This window comes from Nocardia sp. NBC_00416, assembly GCF_036032445.1.
Taxonomy (GTDB): Bacteria; Actinomycetota; Actinomycetes; order Mycobacteriales; family Mycobacteriaceae; genus Nocardia.
Genome location: NZ_CP107932.1, coordinates 2,726,691 through 2,750,498, shown reverse-complemented (window position 1 = coordinate 2,750,498; position 23,808 = coordinate 2,726,691). Strand labels below are relative to the sequence as shown.

The 23,808-nt window shown below is 69.5% G+C and carries 25 protein-coding genes and 2 pseudogenes; 17 read left to right on the top strand and 10 right to left on the bottom strand.

Annotated elements, in window-relative coordinates:
• Positions 1-30 precede the first annotated feature (30 nt).
• Genes OG804_RS11285 through OG804_RS11255 form a run of 7 tightly spaced genes read left to right on the top strand, consistent with a single transcriptional unit; the run spans position 31 to position 7,140 of the window.
• On the top strand, positions 31-1,557 hold the full coding sequence (locus tag OG804_RS11285; protein WP_328396625.1) for an ABC transporter substrate-binding protein: 1,527 nt from the start codon (positions 31-33) through the stop codon (positions 1,555-1,557).
• Complete coding sequence (locus OG804_RS11280) at positions 1,554-2,321, top strand: class I SAM-dependent methyltransferase (protein WP_328396623.1); 768 nt, start codon at positions 1,554-1,556, stop codon at positions 2,319-2,321. Before OG804_RS11285 ends, OG804_RS11280 begins: the two co-directional genes overlap by 4 nt.
• 7 nt (positions 2,322-2,328) lie before the next feature.
• Entirely contained in the window at positions 2,329-3,303 is a 975-nt protein-coding gene (locus OG804_RS11275) for an ABC transporter permease (RefSeq protein WP_328396621.1), read from the top strand.
• Positions 3,300-4,124, top strand: coding sequence for an ABC transporter permease (locus OG804_RS11270; RefSeq protein WP_328396619.1), 825 nt, complete (start codon positions 3,300-3,302; stop codon positions 4,122-4,124). The genes OG804_RS11275 and OG804_RS11270 overlap by 4 nt, the downstream gene beginning before the upstream one ends.
• Positions 4,117-5,673: an ABC transporter ATP-binding protein gene (locus OG804_RS11265; protein WP_328396617.1), complete on the top strand. Its 1,557-nt coding sequence runs from the start codon at positions 4,117-4,119 to the stop codon at positions 5,671-5,673. The genes OG804_RS11270 and OG804_RS11265 overlap by 8 nt, the downstream gene beginning before the upstream one ends.
• Positions 5,670-5,792, top strand: a complete 123-nt coding sequence (locus OG804_RS11260) for a hypothetical protein (RefSeq protein WP_328396615.1) — start codon at positions 5,670-5,672, stop codon at positions 5,790-5,792. The genes OG804_RS11265 and OG804_RS11260 overlap by 4 nt, the downstream gene beginning before the upstream one ends.
• Positions 5,782-7,140: an LLM class flavin-dependent oxidoreductase gene (locus tag OG804_RS11255; RefSeq protein ID WP_328396613.1), complete on the top strand. Its 1,359-nt coding sequence runs from the start codon at positions 5,782-5,784 to the stop codon at positions 7,138-7,140. Before OG804_RS11260 ends, OG804_RS11255 begins: the two co-directional genes overlap by 11 nt.
• A gap of 28 nt (positions 7,141-7,168) precedes the next feature.
• On the opposite strand, the gene OG804_RS11250 is transcribed toward OG804_RS11255, so the two are convergent.
• Genes OG804_RS11250 through OG804_RS11240 form a run of 3 tightly spaced genes read right to left on the bottom strand, consistent with a single transcriptional unit; the run spans position 7,169 to position 9,303 of the window.
• A complete protein-coding gene (locus tag OG804_RS11250) occupies positions 7,169-7,648 on the bottom strand; it encodes a nuclear transport factor 2 family protein (RefSeq protein WP_328396611.1) in 480 nt (159 codons plus the stop codon).
• A 21-nt stretch (positions 7,649-7,669) separates the two neighbouring features.
• Positions 7,670-8,497 carry a TIGR03619 family F420-dependent LLM class oxidoreductase gene (locus OG804_RS11245; protein WP_328396609.1) on the bottom strand — a complete coding sequence of 276 codons (828 nt, stop codon included), beginning with the start codon at positions 8,495-8,497 and terminating at the stop codon, positions 7,670-7,672.
• On the bottom strand, positions 8,494-9,303 hold the full coding sequence (locus tag OG804_RS11240; RefSeq protein ID WP_328396607.1) for an SDR family NAD(P)-dependent oxidoreductase: 810 nt from the start codon (positions 9,301-9,303) through the stop codon (positions 8,494-8,496). The genes OG804_RS11245 and OG804_RS11240 overlap by 4 nt, the downstream gene beginning before the upstream one ends.
• Before the next feature lie 102 nt (positions 9,304-9,405).
• Between OG804_RS11240 and OG804_RS11235 the strand changes: the two genes are divergently transcribed.
• On the top strand, positions 9,406-10,014 hold the full coding sequence (locus OG804_RS11235; protein ID WP_328396605.1) for a TetR family transcriptional regulator: 609 nt from the start codon (positions 9,406-9,408) through the stop codon (positions 10,012-10,014).
• Positions 10,015-10,071: 57 nt separating this feature from the next.
• On the opposite strand, the gene OG804_RS11230 is transcribed toward OG804_RS11235, so the two are convergent.
• On the bottom strand, positions 10,072-11,013 hold the full coding sequence (locus tag OG804_RS11230; RefSeq protein WP_442941795.1) for a phosphatase PAP2 family protein: 942 nt from the start codon (positions 11,011-11,013) through the stop codon (positions 10,072-10,074).
• 86 nt (positions 11,014-11,099) lie between these two features.
• Positions 11,100-12,472 (bottom strand): annotated as a pseudogene (locus OG804_RS11225) (LLM class flavin-dependent oxidoreductase).
• 270 nt (positions 12,473-12,742) lie between these two features.
• Here OG804_RS11225 and OG804_RS11220 point away from each other — a divergent pair.
• A complete protein-coding gene (locus tag OG804_RS11220; RefSeq protein WP_328396603.1) occupies positions 12,743-13,582 on the top strand; it encodes a hypothetical protein in 840 nt (279 codons plus the stop codon).
• A 25-nt stretch (positions 13,583-13,607) separates the two neighbouring features.
• Here the strand turns inward: OG804_RS11220 and OG804_RS11215 are convergent, their stop codons facing one another.
• Together OG804_RS11215 and OG804_RS11210 are read right to left on the bottom strand one after the other, a co-directional pair.
• On the bottom strand, positions 13,608-13,958 hold the full coding sequence (locus OG804_RS11215) for an ArsR/SmtB family transcription factor (protein ID WP_328396601.1): 351 nt from the start codon (positions 13,956-13,958) through the stop codon (positions 13,608-13,610).
• Positions 13,955-14,407 (bottom strand): SRPBCC domain-containing protein, encoded by a 453-nt coding sequence (locus tag OG804_RS11210; RefSeq protein WP_328396599.1) that lies wholly within the window; start codon positions 14,405-14,407, stop codon positions 13,955-13,957. The genes OG804_RS11215 and OG804_RS11210 overlap by 4 nt, the downstream gene beginning before the upstream one ends.
• 202 nt (positions 14,408-14,609) lie before the next feature.
• On the opposite strand from OG804_RS11210, the gene OG804_RS11205 reads away from it, so the two are divergent.
• Together OG804_RS11205 and OG804_RS11200 are read left to right on the top strand one after the other, a co-directional pair.
• A complete protein-coding gene (locus OG804_RS11205) occupies positions 14,610-14,957 on the top strand; it encodes a hypothetical protein (RefSeq protein WP_328396597.1) in 348 nt (115 codons plus the stop codon).
• Between the two features lie 158 nt (positions 14,958-15,115).
• On the top strand, positions 15,116-15,994 hold the full coding sequence (locus tag OG804_RS11200) for a SigB/SigF/SigG family RNA polymerase sigma factor (RefSeq protein ID WP_442941793.1): 879 nt from the start codon (positions 15,116-15,118) through the stop codon (positions 15,992-15,994).
• Positions 15,995-16,061: 67 nt separating this feature from the next.
• Here OG804_RS11200 and OG804_RS11195 read toward each other — a convergent pair.
• Positions 16,062-16,349: pseudogene (locus OG804_RS11195) on the bottom strand (heme-dependent oxidative N-demethylase subunit alpha family protein); the annotation flags it as partial.
• Between the two features lie 89 nt (positions 16,350-16,438).
• On the opposite strand from OG804_RS11195, the gene OG804_RS11190 reads away from it, so the two are divergent.
• The 4 genes from OG804_RS11190 (at position 16,439) to OG804_RS11175 (ending at position 19,607) form a co-directional block, all read left to right on the top strand.
• On the top strand, positions 16,439-16,858 hold the full coding sequence (locus OG804_RS11190) for a DUF2165 family protein (RefSeq protein ID WP_328396595.1): 420 nt from the start codon (positions 16,439-16,441) through the stop codon (positions 16,856-16,858).
• 174 nt (positions 16,859-17,032) lie between these two features.
• Entirely contained in the window at positions 17,033-17,707 is a 675-nt protein-coding gene (locus OG804_RS11185; RefSeq protein ID WP_328396593.1) for a helix-turn-helix domain-containing protein, read from the top strand.
• Between the two features lie 545 nt (positions 17,708-18,252).
• Positions 18,253-19,050: an SDR family NAD(P)-dependent oxidoreductase gene (locus OG804_RS11180; RefSeq protein ID WP_328396591.1), complete on the top strand. Its 798-nt coding sequence runs from the start codon at positions 18,253-18,255 to the stop codon at positions 19,048-19,050.
• Between the two features lie 56 nt (positions 19,051-19,106).
• Entirely contained in the window at positions 19,107-19,607 is a 501-nt protein-coding gene (locus OG804_RS11175; RefSeq protein ID WP_328396589.1) for a flavin reductase family protein, read from the top strand.
• A 49-nt stretch (positions 19,608-19,656) separates the two neighbouring features.
• On the opposite strand, the gene OG804_RS11170 is transcribed toward OG804_RS11175, so the two are convergent.
• Complete coding sequence (locus tag OG804_RS11170) at positions 19,657-20,745, bottom strand: alpha/beta fold hydrolase (RefSeq protein ID WP_328396587.1); 1,089 nt, start codon at positions 20,743-20,745, stop codon at positions 19,657-19,659.
• 132 nt (positions 20,746-20,877) lie between these two features.
• On the opposite strand from OG804_RS11170, the gene OG804_RS11165 reads away from it, so the two are divergent.
• Positions 20,878-21,093: a hypothetical protein gene (locus OG804_RS11165; RefSeq protein ID WP_328396585.1), complete on the top strand. Its 216-nt coding sequence runs from the start codon at positions 20,878-20,880 to the stop codon at positions 21,091-21,093.
• A 52-nt stretch (positions 21,094-21,145) separates the two neighbouring features.
• Here the strand turns inward: OG804_RS11165 and OG804_RS11160 are convergent, their stop codons facing one another.
• On the bottom strand, positions 21,146-21,430 hold the full coding sequence (locus OG804_RS11160) for a hypothetical protein (RefSeq protein WP_328396584.1): 285 nt from the start codon (positions 21,428-21,430) through the stop codon (positions 21,146-21,148).
• Between the two features lie 107 nt (positions 21,431-21,537).
• Here OG804_RS11160 and OG804_RS11155 point away from each other — a divergent pair, with 107 nt between their 5' ends.
• Positions 21,538-23,805: a haloacid dehalogenase gene (locus tag OG804_RS11155; RefSeq protein ID WP_328396582.1), complete on the top strand. Its 2,268-nt coding sequence runs from the start codon at positions 21,538-21,540 to the stop codon at positions 23,803-23,805.
• The last annotated feature ends 3 nt before the right edge of the window (positions 23,806-23,808 follow it).

Sequence of the window (23,808 nt, the reverse complement as noted above, 5' to 3'; positions counted from 1 at the left end):
TGAACACACCTGACGCGACGGGAGTCGGATATGCGTGGTGCGCCACCGGAGTTGAATCGCCGCTCGTTCCTGGTCGGCAGTGCGCTGGCCGCGGGGGCGCTGGCCGCCGGCTGCGGCACCGGATCGGACGCGGGCGCCGGCACCTTCACCGCCGCGTTCCAGGGATCCGGTGCGGGCGAGGGAATCGACCCGGGCGTGAACACCCTGTTCATCGACGAAGCGCGGATGAAGTCGATCTACGACGGACTGTTCGAGGTGGACGGGTCGATGACGCCCATCCCGCGGCTCGCGGAATCCGCGGAACCCAATGCCGACGGCACCCGCTGGCGGATCGCGCTGCGCGACGCGGCCTGGCACGACGGGAAGAAGTTCACCGCCCGCGATGTGCTGTACACCTTCTCGCGGGTGCTCGGGCCCGCGGACAAGCGTCCTTTCATCGCCGCGTCGTCACTGGACCAGGTGGACCTCTCCGGGAGTCGTGTGATCGATGACCGCACCGTCGAGATCGCACTGAAACGACCGTCCTTCGAGTTCCTCATCGCCCTGTCGGTGTACGGGACCAAGATCGTGCAGGACGGCGCGGCCGATTTCACCCGGCCCGTGGGCACCGGCCCGTTCGTCTTCGAATCGTTCGAGGCCGGCCGGCAGTTCACGGCCACCGCCAACGCGCGCTATTGGGACGGCGCACCGAGTATCCGGGAGCTGCGGATCCTCAGCTCCGAAGCCGACGCCCGGGTGAACGCGGTCCGCGGCGGCGAGGTCGACTACGCCGACAACCTCACGCCCTCGGCTGCCCGGACACTCGAGGGCCGCTCGGATCTCACCCTCACCTCGACTCCCGGAAGCGGTCTCTACTTCTTCGCCATGAAGACCGACCGTCCGCCGTTCGACGATCCCGATGTGCGGCGCGCGCTGATGCGTATGGTCGATCGGCGCGAACTCGTGAAGGTGGCGCTCGAGGGGCAGGGCGAGGTCTCCAATGATGTCTTCGGCAAAGGGAGCCAGTATTACAGCGAGCTGCCGCAGCACGAATACGATCCCGACGAAGTGGGGCGGCTGCTGCGGCGAGCGGGAGTACGCGATCTGGCCTTCGATCTGTTCACCGCGCCGGTCGCGTACGGATTCGTGGAGGCCGCAAGGCTTTTCGCCGATCAGGCGGCCGAATGCGGCGTGCGGGTGAACGTCGTCCTGGGTTCCAAGGACAGCTACTACACCGACGCGCTGGAAACCGGGCATCTCACGATGGGGCAGTCCGGTCCGCTGCCCATCCCCAATCACTTCGCGTCGCGGCTGCTGACCGGGTCGCCACAGAACCGGACAAAATGGTCTGATCCGGAGTTCGATGCGCTCTACGCCACCGCGCAGTCCACCCCGACAGTGGAAGGTCGCGCGGCGAAATACCGCAGAATGCACGAAATCCTCCACGATCGGGGCGGGTTCGTGTTCTTCGGCAGTACCGCGTGGAACACGGTGGGGAGCAGTCGGTTCCAGCAACTCCCGGCCGCCGTCCCGAATTCACACACCTGGGCGCGATTCGACGGGGTGACCGGCCGATGAGCGGTGCGGAGCCGGCCCCGGCACGCGCGCGGTACTGGATCGAGCGCTGGGATCGTCAGCAGGAGCACTACATGCCCGACCGCGAAGCCCGGTTCGAGCTGATCGCGGATGTGCTGACCACCCTGCTGGAGCGCCCCGATCCGCTGATCATCGATCTCGGCGCCGGGCCGGGCACGCTCTCGGATCGGCTGCTGACACGGCTGCCCGGGGCCAGGGTCGTGGGTGTGGACGCCGATCCGCTGCTGTTGGGGCTGGCCGAGGCGGCCCACGGTTCGCCGCGCTTCCGGACGGTTTTCGCGGATCTGCGGGTCGACGGCTGGTTCGACGCCCTCGGGCTCGACCATGCCCCCGACGCCTTCGTCAGCACCACCGCCCTGCACTGGATGAACCGGACGCCGCTGCGCGCGCTGCTCGAGGTGTGCGCGAAGGCGCTGCCGCCCGGTGGGCTGTTCGTCAACGGCGACCACCTGTACGAGGGCCCGGCCGGTCCACGACTCGACGCCCTGGGCCGGTCGCTGACCGCCCGGCGAGCCCAGCGCACCGGCACCGCGAAAGCCGAGAACTGGTCGGCGTGGTGGGCGGCGGTCGAGCAGGCGCCCGAACTCGCCGACCTGGTTCGCCGCCGCGCCGGCGGGTTCGAGCATGTGGTGCACGACCGGCCCACCGCCCACGACTATGTCGACTTCGCCCGCGCGGCGGGATTCGCCGAAGCCGGTACGGTCTGGCAGTACGGCGACGACCGCGTCGTCGTCGGCATCCGGTAACCGGTTCGTGCACCGGGACCCGCGGTCCTTCGGGCGGCTGGTGGCGCGGCGGGCCGTAATCGGTGTGGGACAGCTGTTCGTGCTGCTCGTACTCGTTTTCGTCCTGTCACTGCTGCTGCCGGGTGACGCCGCAGATATCCAGAACAACACCTTCCTCGGCGCCGCCGAGCGGGTGCGGGCCCGGGAGCTCCTCGGTCTCGACGTCTCGCCGGTGACCCGTTTCCTCGACTGGGCCGGCGGTGCCGTGACCGGCGATTTCGGCACGTCCTACGCCAGCGGTGCGGACGTCGGCACGGTGATCGCGGGGCCGTTCCTGATCACCGGACTGCTCGCGGTAGTGGCTTCGGCGATCCTGCTACCGGTCGCGGTGGCCGCCGGGTTCGCGGCGGGGTTGCGGCCGGGCTCCGCGCGGGACCGGCTGATCACCTCGATCAGTATCGGTGTCGATTCGGTGCCCGATTTCGTCCTGGCCGTCCTGCTGGTGGCCTTCCTGTCCGTGCACTGGGATCTACTGCCCGCGACCTTCCTCGGCGCCGACCTGAACACACTGCTCGACCGGCCGGAATATCTGGTGCTGCCGGTGACCGTGACGGTCGTCCGAGTGGCCGCACCGCTGATCCGGCTGGTCCGCGCCGGGGTGATCGATGTGATGGACCAGCCCTATATCGCGCAGGCGCGGCGACTCGGCGTGGCACGGGGCTCGCTGCTGGCGCGGCATATCGCCCCCAACGCGCTGGCCCCCGCAATGCAGGAACTCGGCCGGACCACCGACGGCCTGCTGTCGGGCGTCCTCATCGTCGAGGCCGTATTCGCCGTCCCGGGGATCGCTTCGGAACTCATCGGCGCCATCGGGAACCGGGACGATCCGGTGATCCTCGCGATCGTTGCCGTCACCGGGGTGATCGCCGTGGTCATCAATACGGGGATCGATATCGCGGGCTACTGGATGAACCCGCGGAGCGCGGCGGCGATCCGAGGATGAACCGGCGTCGCGCCCTGTACCTGTCCCTGATGGCGGTGCCGTTGCTGTTCGCGGCGGCCGGGCCGCTGCTGGCCCGTGCCGCGCCCGCGGAGCGGCTCACACCGTTCGGTCCGTCACCGTGGTCGCCGTTCGGGGCCGACCGGCTCGGACGGGATGTGCTGGCGGCCGCGCTGACCGGTGGGCACACCTTTCTGCTGGTCGGATCGGTCACCGCGCTGGGGGCCTATCTGGTCGGATTCGGCATCGGGGTGGCCGCGGCCGCCGCACCGCGCGCCTGGCTGGCCGATCTGCTGATGCGCCCGGTCGACGTCCTGCTGTGTGTACCGTCGCTGCTGATCATCATGGTGGCCGCGCTGCGCACGAAGGGGTCGGCGGTGGTGATCGCGGGGGCGATCGGCCTGGCGCTGGTGGCGCCGATCGCGCGCTTCGTGCGCACGGCCGCCGCCGGCGTCGTGCACGGACCTGTGATGGAAGCCCTGCGTATGCAGGGGGAGACCCGTGCCTACCGTTACGGTCGTTTCGCCGTGCGGGAGATGGCCCGGCCGATCGCGGCGGATTTCGGGATCCGATTCACCGCCGCCGTCTATTTCCTCGCCTCCGCCAATTTCCTCGGCCTCGGTTTCGACACCACCTCCACCGATTGGGCGGTATCGGTCGCCGCGAACAAGGACGCACTCCTGATCGCGCCCTGGGCGGTGGCGCTGCCGGGTCTGTTGATCGTCCTGCTGGTGGTGGGCACCAATCTGCTGGTCGACGATCTGCTGTCGGATCCGCGCCGGGTCGCGGCGGGCGATATTCGGCGGGCGGGCCGAGATGGCTGACGCGCCGCTGATCTGTGTGCGCAACCTCTCGGCCCGGGCGGCGGGGACGACGATCCTGCGCGATATCCGTCTCGATATCCGAGCCGGGGAGATCCTTGCCCTGTTCGGGCCGTCGGGTGCCGGGAAGACGACGATCGCCGCCGCACTCGCCGACGACCTGCCGCCGGGCATCGAGATATCGGGCGAGATCCGCCGGACCCCGGGCATCCGGGTCGGCTATCTGCCACAGCACGCGGCGTCGACCTTGAATCCGGCGCGTCGCGTCGGTGCCGCACTGGGAGAACTGGTGAGTCGCCGCCACCGCCGGGACGGCGGCGGCCGGCTGCGGCCCGGCGATCGGCGCACGCAGATCGCCCGGGTACTCGCCGCCGCGGCGTTCGATGTCGACGATCGCGACCTCGACCGGATTTCGCGCAAGTTCCCGTTCGAGTTCTCCGGTGGCGAACGGGCCCGGCTGGCCCTGGCGCAGGTGCTGGCCTGCCGGCCCGACGTCCTGGTGGTCGACGAACCGACGGTCGGGTTGGATTCGCTGTCGCGCGCCGCACTGCTCACCGGTTTGAGCGGGCTGCGGGACGCGGGCACGGCCGTGGTGCTGGTCACGCACGACGCGTTCGCGGTCGACCGCGTCGGCGACCGCACGCTGTTCGTCCACGGCGGGCGGCTCAGCGCGAGCGGATCGGTCTGTCCCGGTTCGGCCCGCGCCCGGCCGGTGGACGAGCGCCCGCGCACCGATCCGGTCGTGCGGATCCGCGATCTGTCGGTGGGGCGCCGCGGGTCGCCGGTCCTGCGTCGCGTCGACCTGGACCTGCATCCCGGTGAGCAGTTCGGGCTCGTCGGTGTGTCGGGCGCGGGGAAGACGACACTGGCGCGGTGTATCGCCGGGCTCACCCGTCCGGCCACCGGCGAGATCGTGGCCTGGGACGAGCGGTTGCCGGTGCTGCGCCGCCGGTCGCGCCGTCAGATCGCCGGTATCCAGTACGTCTGGCAGGAGTCGGCCGGATCGTTCGACGCGCGCCGCAGTGTGCTCGACCAGGTGGCCGCGACCGCTGTCCGGCTGTGCGGGCTGAGCCGGGCGGACGCGCGCGCCGCCGCGGTGGCGGTGCTCGCCGATCTGGAGATCGACGCCGTGCAGGCGGCGCGTCCTCCGGCCGGGCTGTCCGGCGGGCAATTGCAGCGCGCGGCGCTGGCCCGGGCCCTGCTGGCCCGGCCGCGGCTGCTGCTGTGCGACGAAGTGACGACGGCGCTCGACAAGCCCACTGCCCAGCGGATCCTCGACCACCTCGACGTCTATCGCCGGAACACCGGCGCGACCGTGGTGTCGATCAGCCACGATCTGCGCGGCCAGCTGGACCGGTGCGATCGGATAGCGGTGCTCGATCGGGGGACGATCGTGGAGGTCGGGACGCCGGCGGAGCTGACCGAACGCCCCCGGACCGAGCTCTTGTCCCGCCTCGTCCACGCCGACGCGGTCGAGGTCGCGGAACGGTTGCCCGCCGGTGAACCGCTGGGCTGCCGGTGTCCTCAACATCAGCTCGAGCGCAATCGGTGACTGCGGGCGACGAGCCGTCGAAGCTGATCGCCGTGGCAGCACGGCACGGCCACTTCTGCTCGGCCCGGCCCCTGCTCGAACCCCCGCTGATCGAACAAGGAAGCAACCATGTCTCGTGAACTGCATCTGGCAGGTTTCCTGATCGCCTCGCACGTCACGCATTCGCACGCGGCGTGGCGGCATCCCGCCTCGGAGACCGATTATCTGGGTCCCGATTACTACAACCGCGTCGCCCGGACCCTCGAACGGGGCAAATTCGATTTCGTGTTCTTCGCGGATCTGCTGGCGACGCCCGTCCGGTACGGCAACGATATCCGGGTGCCGTTGCGCAGCGGTACCCAGGCGTCGGCGACGCTCGATCCGTCGCTCGTCGCCGCGGGCCTGGCGAACGTGACCGAACGGCTCGGCCTCGCGATCACCAAGTCCACCACCTATTTCCATCCGTACGAAGTGGCCCGAATCTTCGCCACGCTCGACCATCTGTCGCGGGGCCGCGCCGGCTGGAACGTGGTGACCTCGCTCAATCAGGCCGAGGCGCAGAACTTCGGCGCCGCACAGCATCTCGGGCACGACGAACGGTACGAGCGGGCGCAGGAATTCCTCGAGGTCGCCTACGAACTCTGGGGCAGCTGGGACCCCGACGCTCTGGTCCAGGACAAAACTTCCGGCGTCTTCGCCGATCCGGACAAGGTGCGGACCGTGGACCACGAGGGCACCTGGTTCAAGACCCGGGGTCCGCTGACGGTTCCGCGTTCCCCGCAGCACCGGCCGGTGCTCATCCAGGCCGGATCGTCGCCGGTGGGCAAGGATTTCGCGGCGCGCTGGGCCGAGGCGATCTTCGAGATCGATCCGACGCCCGAGGGCCGGCGCGCCTACTACGACGATGTGAAATCGCGGGCGGTGAACTTCGGCCGTAACCCGGACGACATCAAGATCTTCCCGTCCTTCGTGCCTTTCGTCGGCGAGACAGAAGCGATCGCGCGGGAGAAGCAGGCGTTCCACAACGAACTCGCCGATCCGATCTCCGGTTTGATCACCCTGTCCGTGCACACCGACCACGATTTCTCCCACTACGATTTGGACGCGCCGATCGAGGATCTCGTGGTCCCGGGCACCCAGGGACTCTTCGATGTCGCGCGGCGGCTCAGTGCCACCCAGAACCTGACATTGCGCGATATCGGCAAGCTCTACGCCCAGGGCGTGCTGCTGCCGCAGTTCGTCGGAACTGCCGCGCAGATCGCTGATCAGATCGAGGCCGGGTTCACCGGCGGGGAGGCCGACGGCTATATCCTCTCGGCCGCCCAGGCGCCGGGAACATTCGACGACTTCGTCGACTTCGTGGTGCCGGAACTGCAGCGTCGCGGGCTGTTCCGCACCGACTACACGGGCAGAACCCTGCGCGACCATCTGGGTCTGGGCCCGGCGTCGCTGACGCCGGCGCCGCGCCGGGCGACCGTGGTCGCCTGAGCCGGAGCGGGGCGCGACCCGGGAACGTTCAGGCGCCTGCGACGGTCGCGCGCAGCAGGTCGCGGGCCGCCGCGGCGCCGTCGAGGGCGCGGGTGACGCGGTGGGTGATCCGCCAGCCGCGTGGCGTGCGGGTGAGCTGGAATCGGTTCGCGCCCGCGCGCCATACTCGGAAGCCGGCGTCGGCGCGGCGCACGAGCAGCGATTCGCATACCGCGAGCGCCGCGTCGCCGTCGACCACGATCTGCGCCGGCCCGAGGAAATGCGAACAGCCGGCCTCGATCAGGGACCGGTGGGCCGCGGACTCGACCATCGCGTGCACATCGGCACGGCTGCGCATATGCCAGCCTTCGACGTCGTATTCCCCGTCCTCGGTCCACAGTTGGGCGACCGCGCCGGCGGCGCCGGCGTCCACGAGCGGTCCGTAGGAGGCGATCAGGCGGGTGATCTCCAGTTCGTCCTCGAGCCGGCGCACCCGTTGCTCGAGGCGTGCGAATCGGTCCTCGTCCACAGCTTTCCTTCCATTGCGGGATCAGAGTGGGGCGGCTATCTCGTGCAGAGCCGTGAGTTGATCGCAGTAGTGGTCGATACCGGAGGCCCGCAGCGCGCAGCAGACGACGGTCGCGCCGATATCGCGCAACCGGATCAGCCGCCGCCGCGCGGACTCGGGGTCGGCGAGCGGATCCAGCGGGCGACCCGGGTTCAGGACGACCTCGAATTCGGGCGGCAGGCGCACGGCCCGCAGGTGGGTGGTCAGCACGTCGGCCGACAGCCCGAACGGGACCCAGCCCGTACCCAGCGCTACAGCGCGGCGCAGCGAACGGAGACTGCGGCCGCCGACCCAGAGCGGTGCGGTGGTCGAGGTGGCGGCCGGGTCGATGACGAAATCGCCGACCTCGCGTCGTCCCCACGCGGCGCGCAAGGCGGTGAGAGCGCGGTCGGCGGCGGCGCCGCGGTCCGGCCACCGGGCGCCGAGGAGGTCGAATTCGGCTTCCAGCGAACCCACGCCCACCCCCAGCACCACCCGGCCGCCGCTGAGCCGATCCAGGGTGCCGTAGCTCTTGGCCAGCGCCAGCGGGTGGTGGTAGCCGAGGACGACGACCGAGGTCGCCAACCGGATGCGCGCGGTGCGGGCCGCCAGGAAGGACAGGGTGGCCAGCGGATCCCAGTAGGTCGAGCCCCGGGTCGCGGTGTCGCGCTCGGGAACAGCGATGTGCTCGGAGCAGGTGAGGTGGTCGAAACCGAGATCGTCGGCGACCTCGGCGATCCGGATGAGTTCTGCGGGGCCGCCGTCGGCTTCCCACGATGCGGCGACCCCGGGGACCCGGACCACGATCGGACTCGACAGCCCGATCCTCATCGCCGGTCCGTGGCCGTGCCGATGAGGCGGCGCATCATCGCGTCGGCGCCCAGGACCGCGGCGGCGCGATCCGGATCGCCGCGCCGCGCGGCCAGGTGTTCGTGCGCGGTGACGATGTGCACCGGACTGTTCCCCAGCGCGGCCAGCCCCTCCGCCGCTACGTCGTCGGGGTCCGATACCGGCATTCGCGGGATGTCGAAATCGAGGCCGATGCGTTCCATCGCCGGTGTCCGGGTCACGCCGAGCACCAGTTCGAGGACATCCACCTCGTGCTCGCGCAGTTCCAGCCACAGACTCTCGGCGAAGATCCGTCCGAATGCTTTCACCCCGCCGTACACGGTGTGCTGCCGTGCTCCCAGATATCCGGCCAGCGAGCCCACCAGCAGGATTCCGCCGCGCCGCCGACGGCGCATGGGTGCGCCGAGACTCGTGATGAGGGCGAGCGGCGTGGTGATGTTGAGATCGATGACGCGCTGGAACTCGGCGGGGTCTCCGTCGAGGAAGGGGGCGCTGTGGGTATTGGCGCCGGCATTGTGGATCAACAGCCCGACCTCGACATCGGATACCGCCGCCGATACCGCGTCCGCCGCGTCCGGCCGGGTGAGGTCGGTGGCCAGCGTGCGGACCCGCACGCCCAGAGCCCGGCACTCTTCGGCGGCCTCTTCCAGCGGGCCCGGCCGTCGCGCGACCAGCAGGAGGTGCAGGCCCGAACCCGCGAGCCGTCGCGCGAACGCGCGCCCGACTCCCTCCGAACCGCCGGTGATCACCGCCCACGGCCCGTAGCGCCCGAGATCTGTTTCGGTCATGGCTGCCTCCCTTCGGAATCCGCGGCGCGGACCCACCCAGTTGTACAGCCCGTCCCGCACAATTACTAGAGTGAATTCTAGTTTTACGATCGGAGGTGGACAGTGCCGCGGATAGCGGAGCCGCGCGAGCCGGGGCGACCGAGTACGACGAGTCAGCACGCCCGGCGGCGAGCGATTCAGCGCGCGGCGGCGCGGCTCGGGGCCGAGCACGGCCTCGAACGGGTGCAGATGTCGGATATCGCCGCGGCGGCCGGGGTGGCGCTGGGCACGCTGTACCGCTACTACCCGTCCAAACACCACCTCTATTCCGGCGTGCTGGGGGCCGCGGTCACCGATCTCCCGGACCGGCCGGGTGCTGCGGCCGACCCGGTTCTCGCGGTCGCGGATTTCCTGGAAGACGCGGTCGGGCGGCTACTCCGGTATCCGCTGCTGGGCCGGGCCATGCTGGTATCGGCCAACGCGGTGCGTTCGGCCGGAACAGTCGCCGTCGACACCACCCTGCGCGATCGCATCCTCGCCGTCGCCGGTATCGCCGAGCCGGACGCCGCGGACCTACAGCTCGCCCGGCTGGCCGAGCAATGCGCCTACGGCATCCTGACCTGGGCCACGGCCGGTCAACTGGGTGCGTCCGAGGCGGCGGCCGATATGCGCCGCGCGTGCTTGCTGCTGCTCGCGCCCTGGGCCGCGGGACGACGCCCGGAACCGGAGTGAGCGCGCGCCCGTGGTCGCCGCCGGACGCCGGGCCGGGCGTCCATTCGGCGACTCCGGCTACGGAACCGGATCGGGTTGGGGTTTCGCGGGTTGTCGCCGGCGTTCCCACGCCCGGGCGAGCAGGATGGTCAGTCCGACATAGGCCCAGCCCGACAGCACATCGATCACATAGTGCTCGCCGCCGTAGACCAGGGTGAAGGCCATCGCCAACGGGAAGAGGGCCAGCAGTGCCTTCCACCACCAATGCCGGGCCAGCGGCCACAGCGAGATGGTGACCAGCAGCGCGAATGCCGCGTGCAGCGACGGCAGCGCGGCGACCGGATTGCCCTGCGCGGCCAGCCAGTCCCCGCCGATATCGACCGGCATCAGGCCGAATCCGAATCCGGTGCCCCGGTGGATGTCGGCGTGGATGACCTCGGCGCGGGCGGCGTACCACGGGGGCGCCGCGGGCAGCAGGACGTAGGTCACCAGGCCGAGATAGGAGAGCAGCACGATGCGCCGCATATATTTCGCCCAGCGCTCACGCGACTGCACGTAGAAGATCCCCGCGATCAGCCAGGGCACGATGAAATGACTGGTGTAGACGAGGCCGGTGAGCACGGTCCACCAAGGTTGTTCGCCGTCGTGTATCAGGTGCTCCTGTAACCACACGGTCGGCACGGTCCCACCGAACAACCAGCTCTCCACCGAGACGAGCTCCTGTACCCGGACCGGCATCCCCACCGTGTTGGCGATGCCGCGGGTGTGGTCGTAGACGACCAGCGCGGCGATGAGCGGAACCCAATCGACCAGGATGCGCAACTGATCGCGCCACGGCCGGTCGGGCGTGAAGGCGGCGATCCCGGCGACGATCCATATCGCCTGGTAGATCCGGTCGGTCGGGAGTCCGAACAGGACAGTGACCACCGCCAGCGCCAGCAGGTAGACCGACCACACGCCGCTGCGCAGCAACCAGCGAGGCTGTTGCCTGATCGGCGCCTCGGTAGTGGGGGCACCCATCCCACCAGTTTTCCATCAGATGAGCGCTCGATGAACGGAACACCACGCGAATATGACGTGATCGAGACAGCCGGGTCCGCCGTGACTCACCGATGGGTGAAGGCGCCCCGGTAGGCGGCGGCCGGGTGGGTGTCGGGCAGCCGGTCACGGCCGGTGGCTTTACGCCGGGAGGTGCCCGCGGCGTATTCGGTCGCGGCGAGGCCGCGGGCGCGCAGCACCGGCAGCACGTGGTCGATGAATTCGACGTAGCTTCCGGGGATGGTCGCGTTGGTGACATTGACCCCGTCGATACCGGCCGCCCGCCAGACCTCCAGCCGGTCGGCGATCTGTTCGGGGGTGCCGACGACGCGGCCGTAGCGGCTGCGCATCCGGGCGAGATCGCGCACCGTCGGCTCCCGGTCCGGGACGGCCTCGTGCAGCCAGGCGAGCGTGCTGCGGGTGCCTTCGGTCTCGATATCGCCGATCGGTGTGTCCAGGTCGTAGAAGCCGAGATCGTGCCCGAGCCCGCCCGCGGCGTGCGCGATGATGGTGGTCGGGTCGATCACCTCGTCGAGTTCGGCGGCCTTGCGCCGGGCCTCGTCCTCGGTGCTCCCGATGACGAACGACAGCCCTTGGAAGAACTTCAGATCGTGGGGGTCGCGGCCTGCCTCGGCGACGAGCCGCCGAGTGTCGGTGATCAGTGATCTCGCGGCCTCCGGCGTGGGCGAGACGATGAACTGGCCCTCGGCGTTACGGGCGGCGAAGCGGCGCCCGGTGGCCGACGACCCCGCCTGGAACAGCAACGGGGTGCGCTGCGGGGAGGGCGCCACCAGATGCGGCCCCTCCACCCGGTAGCGCTTACCGTCGTGGCGGATCTTGTGCACCTTGTCGAAATCGGCGTGTACTCCGGATTCCTTGTCCTGGATGAGCGCGTCCTCGTCCCAGGATCCCTCCCAGAGCTTGTAGACGACCTCGACGTACTCCTCGGCCCACCGGTACCGGTCGTCGTGCGCGGTGATCTCGTCGAATCCGAAATTACGCCAGGCGTTGTGGGACAGGCTGGTGACGATATTCCACCCGATCCTGCCTTTGGTGGCGTGATCGAGGGTGGAGATCTTGCGGGCGAAATCGAAAGGATGCGACTGCAGGATGGAGCTGGTCACCACGATGCCGATATGTTCGGTGGCGTAGGCGAGCGCCGACGCCAGCACGGTGGGGTCGTTGCTGGGGATCTGCAGCCCGCTGTCCACGAATTTGCCACGAATTTGCGCCATGAGCCGCGATAGTCGTCATAGAGCCCGACCACATCGGCGAAGAAGATGTAGTCGAATCCGCCGCGCTCCAATGTCTGCGCCAAGGCGACCCAGTGGTCGAGTGAGTTGAACTCGGTCTGCCGCGCCTCGGGCAGTCGCCACGCGCCGTGCAGGATATGTGACGTGGTGTTCATGACGAACGCGGAGAACTGCAGGGGTGCGGTCATCGTGATACCTCCGTCGAGCACAGCAGCGAGCCACACCGAAACCATCGATGTCGCGGTATTTCTCGGCGAACATACGGCTGCCGCCGCTCGGGGAGTACCCATCGAACCACGCTGATCACAACGGTCGTACCACCGGTACTGCCGTCCTGGATCGGGCGCGTCAGCGGGGTGGCCGGTGCCGGAATACGGCCGTGCGCCGGCCTTGTGCCCGCACCGGTCATCGGGCTCGCCTGCGCGGTGACGACGGGCGGCGTCGCTAGGCTCGGGCGTATGAGCCTGGGCGAGGTGGCCGCGGACCTGTACGCGCTGGCACCCGCGGATTTCGTCGCCGCCCGCGCCGCGCGGGCGCACGACGCCGAGGAGTCCGGTGATCGTGCGCTGGCGGCCGCGATCACGGCCCTGCGCAAACCCACGAGGGCCGCCTGGGCGGTGAACATGCTCGCGCGCGCGGCGCCGGGCGAGGTGGACGCGCTGCTGCGACTCGGCACCGACCTGCGGACGGCGCAGCGGGAACTGTCGGGCCAACGATTGCGCGCGCTCACCCGGCAGCGCCGGCACGTGGTCGACGCGCTGGCCGCTCGAGCGGGCGAAGTGGCCGCCGAGCAGGGGCAGCCTGTCTCGGAGGCGGTAGTGCGCCAGGTGAGCGAGACGCTGAGCGCCGCGCTGGCCGACCCCGGGATCGCCGAGCAGGTCCGGACCGGGACGCTGACGACCGCGCAGAACTATGCGGGATTCGGCCCGGTGGAGCCGGATCTCATGGTGGTGCGGGAGGCCTCGGGCGCCGCGGCGCGCGAGGTGAAACGTGCGCGCAAGTCCGCGGAACCGGAGGCCGATCGCCGAGCGTCCGGCGAGGCGGCGGCGCGGCGCGCGCGGGAGGAAGCGCAGGCGGTCGTGACGGCCGCACGCGCCGCGCTCGATATCGCCGAAGCGCAGGCTCGGGAGGCCGCCGAACAGGTGCGGGCCACCGAAGCGCGGATCGAGGAACTCCGTAGCGAGATCGCCGCGGTCGAAGCCCGGCACCGGTTCGCGCGCAATGCCGATCGTGCCGCCCGGGACGCGGTCCGCACCGCCGCGCTCGAATGGGAGCGAGCGCGGCGGCGGATGCCCTGAGCTGCGGGGCCGCGGATGCGCTGCGTTATCGAATGCCGTGTCGGTCCTGCGTCCGCTGGATCGCCTCGGCGATCCGCTTGATCCGCCGCAGCCGGGCATCCCAGGCCGCCCCCACCGACGACAACTGAGCGACGGCACGCGCGAGTTGGGCCTCGTCCACCCGGTATCGCCGTTCGCGTCCGGCGGGTGTCGCGTGCACCAGGCCGACCCGGTCGAGTACGCCCAGATGTTTCGCGACAGCCTGCCGGGTCACGGGCAGCTGTTCGCTGAGGGTGGTGGCCGTGCCGTCGCCGGCGGCGAGCAGCAGGTCCAGCATCCGGCGGCGGGTCGGATCGCCGACCGCGGACCACAGCTCGTCGTCGACAGCGGTGGTCACGGCGCGGCGACCAGCCGCGTGACGTATTCGGCGAGCCGTGGGATGCAGTGGTCCCAGCCGCCGGTGTGCTCCCGGTACTCCAGTTCCAGTTTCGCCGCCTCCCAGCCCATCTCCCGGAACCCGGTCTCGGTGAGCCGGATCGTGGTCCCGGTTCCGGTCGGTACGAGTTCCAAGGTGACCAGGAGTGAACCGGCGGTGTGGTCGACGGTGGCGCCGGGGTAGCACCAGCGGAACGAGAAGAGACGGGGTGGGTCGGCGGTCACGACGGTCATCGGCGTCACCTGTTCCCTTTCACCCCAGACGAATTCGCCCACGGCCCCGGCGCTCGGTTCGAAAGAGGCGTCGTCGGTCCACCACTGTGAAATGTGCTCCGGGCTGCTGACCACCTCGAAGACCACCTCGGGTGAGGCGTCCACGTGGATTTCGCGTTCGATGCTGCCGTACTCCATCGGAGTCCTCCTTGTGCAATGTTCGGTTGCTTGTCACGGTAGTCCCGGCGGTCGATTCACGCAACCATTAGTTGCGTGTTCGGGTGGATGGGCCGGTGTGTCTGCGCGCGAGCGTGGCGCGCGGGCGGGACAACCCGCGCCGGGCGCGTGAATGCCTTCGATTTCCGGGTATCCGGTCGGCGAGACCCAGTGGAGGTGGCGTGTGAAGGGCGAGGACGACAGTGCCCCAGTGGAAGCGGTGAGTCCGTTCAACCCGGCGGACCCGCTGGACCCGGCGAGCCCGGTCAACCCGGCGAATCCGGTGGACCCGACGGAATTGATGAACCCGGCCGATACGGCGATGCCGGTGGTGCCACTGGTGGAGGAGAATCCCATGCGAACCTGGCTGTGGCCCACTCTGCTGATCTTCGGGCTGGTCGTCGGGGGTGCGCTGGTGGTGATGGTGCTGGTGAGCACAGCGGATTTCGGTGACGAGCCGGCGCAGGTGACCCCGACCCCGGGCCCGTGTCAGCCCTTCTGCACGAACACCGTCGCGCCACCGGCGCCCTAGGTCCACCGGGACGCGCTGCGTCGCAGCGTGTCCCGGCGGCTCCTTCGCCGCCGCTGGGCCAGATGTACACACCGCTTTTTCAGATTACGTTTCGATCACCGCCGACGGTGGGTATGTCTTGTACATCGACCCGTCCGGGAAGACGCTAGGAGCATCCGGTGAACGAAACGACCACAGTCCCAACCGATCACCGCACCGAGGAAATCGGTTCGCGGCGTTCCGGCCAGGCGCACGGTGCCGGTGACAGCTACGACAATATCGAACCGCTGTTCACCGAACTCGCGGCTCTGGAACCGGACGATCTACGGCGGCGGGAGGTGCGCGAGCAGATCGTGCACCGGTGCCTGCCGCTGGCCGAACATATCGCGCGCCGCTTCGCGGGTCGCGGCGAAACCTTCGACGACCTGCTCCAGATCGCCCGGCTGGGGCTGGTGCAGGCCGTGGACCGTTTCGACCAGTCGCGCGGCAGCTCGTTCCTGTCCTTCGCCATTCCCACCATCATGGGTGAGGTCCGCCGCCACTTCCGCGATCACACCTGGGCCGTGCGGGTGCCGCGCAGCACGAAGGAACTGCATCTGCGGATCGGCCCGGCCACCGAAGCGCTGTACCAGCGCATCGGGCGGATGCCCACCGCGCGGGAGATCGCCGCCGAACTCGACGTCGAATTGACCGATGTCACCAGGGCGCTCATCGCCGGCAACGGGCATACGAGCAATTCCCTCGACGCCACCGCCAACGACCAGGACGACGACACCTCGCCGCCGGCGGTACTGGCCCGGCTGGGCAGCGTGGAACCCTGTTATCAGCTGCTCGAGGACGCTATGACCCTGCGCCCGCTGATCGAGAAACTGCCGCAGCGGGAGCGGCAGGTGCTGGTCTGGCGGTTTTTCGGGAACATGACCCAGGTCCAGATCGCCGAGCGGCTCGACATCTCGCAGATGCAGGTGTCCAGAATTCTGGCGAAAACGTTGCGGACCCTGCGGGAGCAGGCTCTCGGCGATCCCGAGCACGCCGAGTCGGTCACCTCGGCGGCCTGAGTCCGGCGGTCGGCGATGCGGCCGGAGCCTGTGGCCGGGGTCGTTTCGCTCACCCGGTCGCACCGGGTGAGCGCAGCCAGGCGGCGGCGCGCGCACGGTATTTGCCGATTCCCTTGTACTCGGCCACATCGTCGGGAAGTTCGGCGAGGACCGCCGCAGTCCGCGCGCGCCAGAGGTCGACGGTGGCCAGCTCCGCCAGCGGCAGCAGATAGCTGCGGATCAGGAGCATCACCGCGCCCGAGTCCGGCAGCCGGATCAGATGTTGCACTTCGACACGGAGATGGACCAGGCGGCCGAATGTCTCGTCGTCCACCTGCCCGATCATGTCCCGGTCGGGTGCTCCCTCCATCACGCGACCCTGGATCTCGTGTCTGTCGCGCGGTGCCTCCGTCCGTGTCTGCCGCGCTTCCGGTGGCGCGGCGACAGTGGGTATGAGACGAATGCGTGTGTGAAAACGCCAGGGAAAGAGATATTTTCGGGTCGATCCGGCTTGTTCGCGGTGTTCGGAAGCCGACAGCTGGCAGTGGCCGTGCTCGCCGCCGCGATCACCGATTTCTACTACCTGTTCGTCGCGGTCACCAACTGCCGCGGCGGGCTGCTGGTCGCGCGCTGGCCACGCGGTCCGGCGCGGCGGGTCCGGGCGCCGATCGCGCGGCGACGCTGTCGAGTCTGGGCTGGACCATGGCGGTACTGCTGTTCGCCGGCGGGTTCCTGACCGTCGGCGGCGAATGGTTCCGGATGTGGGCCAACGAGGACGTGAACGCGTCGTCGGCCGCGCTGCAGAACTTCCTGATCGCGGCGGTGGGGCTGATCCTCGTGCACCTGCCCGATTCGGGGCGGCCGGGCGCGTCGCCGTCGGTGTGAGAGTTCGCCCGTGCGACCGGACGCCACGGGATTTCGGGACGCCGCGCGGGCCCGGTGCGCGCAACGGCCGGGTGTTCGGTTCGTCACCCGGCCACACCGCACGCTGCGGCAGTGCGGGAAAAGTCTCGCAGGCCGGTCTGTCTACTGGTAGGAAACATTGACTAAAGTGAGTCGATGACCGATCCCGACCCCGGCGCCCCGCAGATCCACCGTGACACCGGCGATCCCGCCCCCGTGCAACGCGAGGTGATCGGTGAGCCGCCCACCGGCGGCGATCTGGAAGCCGCCATCGCGCGCCAGGTCCGGATGTTGCGGAAGGCGAGCGGTCTGTCCGTCGGTGAGATGGCCGTCAAGGTCGGCATCTCGAAGGCCATGCTGTCGAAGATCGAGAACGCGCAGACCTCCTGCAGTCTGTCCACGCTGGCCCGGCTGGCGGCGGGCCTCGATGTTCCGGTCACCTCGCTGTTCCGCGACGCGGACACCGTGCGTGAGGCCGTGTACGTGGCAGCCGGCCAGGGCGCGGTGATCGTGGGACGCGGAACCCGGATCGGGCACCACTACGAGCTGCTCGGCGCGCTGCGCGGCCAGCACAAGCGGCTGGAGCCGGTCCTGGTGACGCTGACCAGTGCCAGCGAGGTGTTCCCGCGTTTCCAGCACGCGGGCACCGAACTGATCTACATGCTGGAAGGGGTGATGGTCTACGGGCACGGTTCCGCCCAGTACACACTGCGGCCGGGGGATTCGCTGCTGCTCGACGGCGAGGGCATCCACGGGCCGAACGATCTGGTCCGGCTGCCGATCCGGTTCCTCGCGGTGACCGCCTACCCGGACAACCACGAGGAGGCGTGAACGGCCCGGCTCCCGGATGGGAGCCGGGCCGTCCAGGCGGTATCCGCCGCGGCGATCGCTTCTGTCATGTCTTCCTCGCCTTCGTGTACTTCCGGACCGGTGCTGTATCGACCAGTGAACCGGCTCGGCCATCAGTAGACGATGCGTCGCGTTGCCCGGGGTGATCCGCCGGTGACTTCATTGTTAACTCCGGTCCGCCTTTCCGGGGGATCGCACGCAGGTATCTATGCCTTCACGCCGTGGCTCGGCCGATCCCGGAGCGTGTCCCGCACGGGTCCCGGGGTGCCTCTCGGCAATGTTTCTCTACAAGAGATGAGGGATAGCAATGGGAAACCTCGTGTGCCCCGGCGAGTTCAGGAGAACCGCTCCTACGCCGATTGACGGCGCATTCCGAGCGCCTCGCCGATGATCCCAGGACATACGGCGACGCCGGGCCGCACCGACCCGGGAGCGCCGCCGGCGCCGGCCACCGGACAACGGTGGAGTTCCGTTCAGCCCGATCGGGATCCGTGATCGGCGCCGGGCCGCTCGTTAGCGTGGTGGGTGTGGATCTGAATCTGGGCGGAAAACGGGCCATCGTGACGGGCGGCAGCAAAGGCATCGGGCTGGCGGTAGCGCGCGGCCTCGCGGCCGAAGGCGTGGACGTGGTGCTGGCGGCGCGGTCCGTCGAACCGCTCGACGCCGCGGCGCGTGCGCTGGCCGCGGAGACGGGTCGCCGGGTGATCGGGGTGCCGACCGATACGGGCGACGACGATCAGGTGCGGGAGCTGGTCCGGCGCACGGTCGCCGAATTGGGCGGCGTCGATATCCTCGTCAACTCCGCCGCCACCCCGTGGAGCGCGGGATCGGCCGCGGATCTGGCCGATACCACCGACGATGTGGTCCGGCGCGAGATCGAGATCAAGGTTCTCGGGTATCTGCGCACCGCGCGGGCCGTCGCCCCGCATTTCGTCGCGCAGGGCTGGGGCCGGATCATCAACATCAGCGGGCTCGGCGCCCGGCAGGCCAACTCGATCGCGCAGACGGTGCGCAATATCAGCGTTTCCGCGCTGACCAAGAATCTGGCCGACGAACTCGGCCCCAAGGGCGTGAACGTGACCGTCGTCCACCCGGGTGTGACCAGGACCGAACGCCTCACGCAGCGCTTGACCGCGCAGGCAGGCGAGTCCGGGGCGACGGTCGCCGATCTGGAGGCCGGCCTCGCCCGCAACTCCGTGGGCCGGATCATCGACGCCCGGGAGGTCGCCGATGTGGTGACCTTCCTCGCCTCACCGCGCAGCATCGCGATCACCGGCGACGCCGTCGCGGTGGGCGGCGGTGTCCCCGGGCCTGTCTTCTACTGACGCACCGGTCGGGCCGCCGGCGCCCGTGCACCGCACCGGCCTGCTATACACGGCGCATGCCGGCCGATTCCGAGCACTACGCGTTCGACAACCTGGTCGCCGCCGCCGACGCGGCGGCTTTCCTGGTCACCCTGGCCGCCGGCGACGAGCGCGCCGGATGTCTGGTGGGGTTCGCGTCCCAGGTCGGGATCGAGCCACCGCGGTTCCTGGTCTGCCTGTCCGAGACCAACCACACCTACCGTGTCGCGCCCGGCGCGGATTTCGTCGGCGTGCACCTGATCGGTGCGGACGATACGGCCCTCGCCGAATTGTTCGGTGGTGAAACCGGCGACGAGATCGACAAGTTCGCCCGGTGCCGTTGGCGCCCGGGCCCGCACGGCGTGCCGGTTCTGCTCGACGCCGTCGCCTGGTTCTGCGGTCGTATCCTCGCCCGCCACGAATTCGGCGATCACATCGGTCTCGTGCTGGCCCCCGAAGGCGGTGACGCCCCCGGGTCCGCGCCTGCCGTCCTGCGCTATCGGCACGTCGCCACCCTCGAACCCGGCCACCCGGCTTGACTTTCCGAGAGGTCGCGGGTTTCGGATGCGCCGGAAACCGGGCCGCCGGTCAGACGTTGCCGGTGTTCATCCAGTGATCGATGGCCCGGAAGGTCTGCGGTGCGCTCGGGTGCAGCGTGAGGTTGTGGGCGACCCCGGGCGCGACCAGTGTGTCGAAATCAGCGGCGCCGCTGTAGTAGGGAGCCTCGTTGGCGGCGATGGCGCCGACGTCGCGGCAGCTGATCATGAAGTTGCAGAAGATATCGTCCTCGGCGCCCATCACCACCAGGACCCGGGAGGTGATGGATCGGCTGGGGTTCACCGGCGCCGGACCGAGCAGCGTGCTCATCGACTCGCCGACCTCGCCGACCGTGGTGACATCTTTCGTGCGCTCGTCGTGGTCGATGACCGCGGGATCGGCCGTCTCGAGGTTGTAGAAGGCGGCCCCGCGGCGACCCGGCTGGGTGGTGAGGTAGCCGGAGTCGGTGTCGCGTCCCTCGGCGATCGGGTCGAGGTTCGCCGGATACAGGCCGGCGAAGAAACTGCTGGCGTCCAATCCGACTGCGGGCAGGTGGATGGCGCCGGTGAGGATCACCCGATCCAGGTCGTGCCAGCGCGATGCCTCGTTGGTCAGGGTCACCGAGCCGAGCGAATGACCGACGGCGTTCACGTGGTCCAAGTCCTGCCGGTGCACCCAATCGATGAGTTGGTGCAGGACGAAGGCATCGCTCGAGACCGTCAGGCTCTGGCTGGGCGGCCGGGTGCTGGCACCGGTGCCGAGGCGGTCGAAATTGAAGGTCGCGCGGCCGGCGGCCAGGGTGTCGTCGACATAGGAGTACGTTTCCGGATCGAACGAGGAGTCCCAGTACTCGCGGTTGTATGTCGCGCCCGCGACCAGCACGTCGGCCTGATGAGCGCCGTCGGCCCACTGCTGTGGTGTGCAGAAGGTCGCGGCCACCGTGTTGTCGGCGGGTCCGCCCTCGACGACGGACACCGGAAGCGAAACCTCCCGGCACGATCCGGGTTTGTCGTAGTCCGCGGCCGCCGGTGCGCCACCGAAGGCGACGGCCGTCAGCAGCGCGGCCGCCAGGAGTGATGTTCTCCGCACGGTGGCCGGCCGCTGTGCGGAGACCAGAGCGGGATGGGACAGATCGTGCATTGTTCACCTCGGGGCGCGCCGTCCGGCCTGCATCCAACCGGCCGGTTTGTACGGAAGGCAGCCTAACCATTACTTCGGCTAATGGCATGTCGTGCGCGCGATTCGGCGAAAATGCGGGTTCACCCGCCAGGGGTGAAGCGGTGGCCGGTGGTCGTGCCGCAGGCTGCGCGGGTGATCGAGGTCGGTGACACGGTGCGAATCGGTGCGTCCGGCCGTTCGGTCTTCCTCGTGCGCGAGGTCGACCCGGACGAGGGCCGGGCGGTGATCGAGGCCGTCGGCGACGCGCCCGGTAGCTATCCGTTCTCGTTACCGCTGACCGCGCTGGTGCGGGTGGACCCCGGGGACTGACGGGGCGCGACCGCAGTGTCTCCGGCGGCGGACCCGGTGCGGTACCGCGCGGTCAGGAGCCCAGCAGCCGGATCTCGGTGTTCAGCTCGGCGGCTTGCAGGGTGAGCGCGCCGTCCTCGGGTTCGGCCCCGATCCGGTCGGTCAGGGCGGTGCGGGTGATGACCGGCAACCCCTCAGCCGCGTCCTCGGGGCCGGTATTGATCTCTATCCGGCCGGCCGTGAGCACCAGTGTGGCCTCCGGGCCGTTCATTTCGAGCAGCCGGCGCAGATCGCCGGGCGTGACCTGTGTGTGCGGCTCCGGCAGCGGGCTCCCGGTACTCCGGTTCTCGGCATTCATGGTGACCGGTTGCCCCGCCCGGCCGGCGGGAAACATGATCTGTCACGGCGCGCCGACAACCGTTCGAGCTCGCCGGAAATGGTCGATGATCAGGCTATCTTGCACGAATGCGTGTCACGATCCTGCTCCTCGCGAGTGTGGCGCTGGCGGCACTGCTGGCCCCCGCGCAGACGATCGCCGATCCATCCGTCGCCGCCGACGACGGATGGATCGCGGTGTCCCCGGAGTTCGTACCCGACGATCATCGGCGGGCGCCGTATCTGGGCAACGGCGCCTTCGGGACCGTAGTTCCGCCGACCGGGGCGGGCTACCAGGATTACGGGTCCGGCGACCGGACCTCGTGGCCGCTCCTGGAGCCCCGCTACACCGGTACGTTCGCCGCGGGATTCTATGCGCGCACCGGTGACGGACTCACCTTCGACCAGGTGATCGCGGCACTTCCGGCCTGGACGGGCCTGACCGTATCCGTGGGCGAGCACAGCTATGCCCCTGGTGTCGATCCCGCCACGCTCTCCGGGTATCGGCAGACCTTGGACTACCGCGCCGCGACCGTCACCACCGCCGTCACCTGGACTCCGGACTCCGGTCGGCGGATCGACCTGCTGTTCCAGACGTTCCTGTCCCGCGCCCGGCCGAACCTCGGCGTCCAACGCCTCACCTTGACACCGCATTTCACCGGTACCGTCGGTGTCACCGACCTGCTCGACGGGGCGGCGGCCCGGCGGACGACACCGCTGGCCGCCGAATCCGACCCGGCCGGTTATCGGACGACGGTCGGCGTGCGGGCCCGCAACGACGTCGGCACCGCCTACGAGGTGTCGGCCTTCCGGACACCGGGCGGCGCGCCGGCCGAGCCGGTGCCGAGCTCGGGCAGCACCGCGGGTCTGCGGGTGACCGAGCCTGTCATCGCCGGCCGGGCGTCCACATTCACCAAGTACGTCGGGCTGGCGTCCACTGCCGATAGCCGGGATCCGACCGCCGCGGCCCGTGCGGCGTCGGAAGCGGGACTGGCCGCCGGTTTCGACACCCTGTACGCCGAGCATGCCGCCGACTGGCAGCGGCTCTGGCAGCCGTCGATCGAGATCCCGGGTCGCCCGGACTACCGGACCTGGATCAGGGCCGCCCTGTACTCGGTGCTCGCCAGCGTGCGCCCGGGACAGCGGTGGTCGATTCCGCCGGCGGGACTGTCCTCCGACGACTACGCCGGCATGATCTTCTGGGACGCCGACACCTGGATATTCCCGGCCTTGCTCGCGCTGCATCCCGAGCTGGCCCGGACCGTGGTCGACATGCGTGTCGCCGCGCTACCCCGGGCATTGGCCAACGCCCGGGCTTTCGGGATGCCCGGTGCACTCTATCCCTGGAACAACGGCCCGGACCAGAACTGCCTCACGCCGCTCAAATGCGGTCTGGATCAGACTCATCTGGAGAACGAGATAGCGCTCGCCCAGTGGTTCTACTATCGGGCCACCGGGGACGACGAGTGGCTGCGCACCTCCGGCGCGCCGGTCATCACCGCGATCGCCGATTACCTCGTCGCCCGTACCGGGCCGCGATTCCCGGACGGGAAATATCATTTCGCCCCCGCCACCGGCGCCGACGAATACGCCATCGCGACCGTCGACCACACCCTCACCAATGTGGGCATCGTCAACACCATGCGCCTCGCGCGTGCCGCCGCGGAACTCACCGGCCGTCCCGTCGATCCGCGCTGGGCCGATATCGCCGACCATATGTCCCTGCCCGGTGATATCGCCCCCGGCGTGCCCACCGAATACCTGGGATACGGCGGCCAGCAGATCAAACAGGCCGACGTCGTACTGCTCAGCTATCCGTACACCCATTCCGCGCCGGACTATTCGCCCGCGGCGACCATGCACTACTACTTCCCGCGCACCGATCCCGATGGTCCGAATATGAGTAGCAGCGTGGGCGCGATCCTCGCCGCTCGATACGACCGCTGCGCCACCCAGCGGTATCTCGACCGCGCCGTGGCCCCCTACAGCAGAGGCCCGTTCCACTTCCAGGCGGAGGCCCCGGGGGATATCGCCGGGCGGAACGCGGGTCAGCCCGCATGGGTCTTCCTCACCGGCGCCGCCGGTTTCCTGCATGCGTTGCTGTACGGGCCCACCGGGCTGCGATGGACCGCCGGCGCTCCGCGACTCGACCCGATGCTGCCGGACGGTTTCGCCGAGGGAATGACCGTTCGCGGGTTGCGCGTCGGCGCCGCCACCGTGACCGTGGATATCCGGTCCGAGGGCACCACCGTTGCCCTTCTCGCCGGTCCCGCCGTCACCTTCGATACGCCGGACGGTCCCCGAACCGTCACCCCTGGTGAGCCGTTGCGGCTGCCCACCCACCCCGCTTGCCCTTGATCG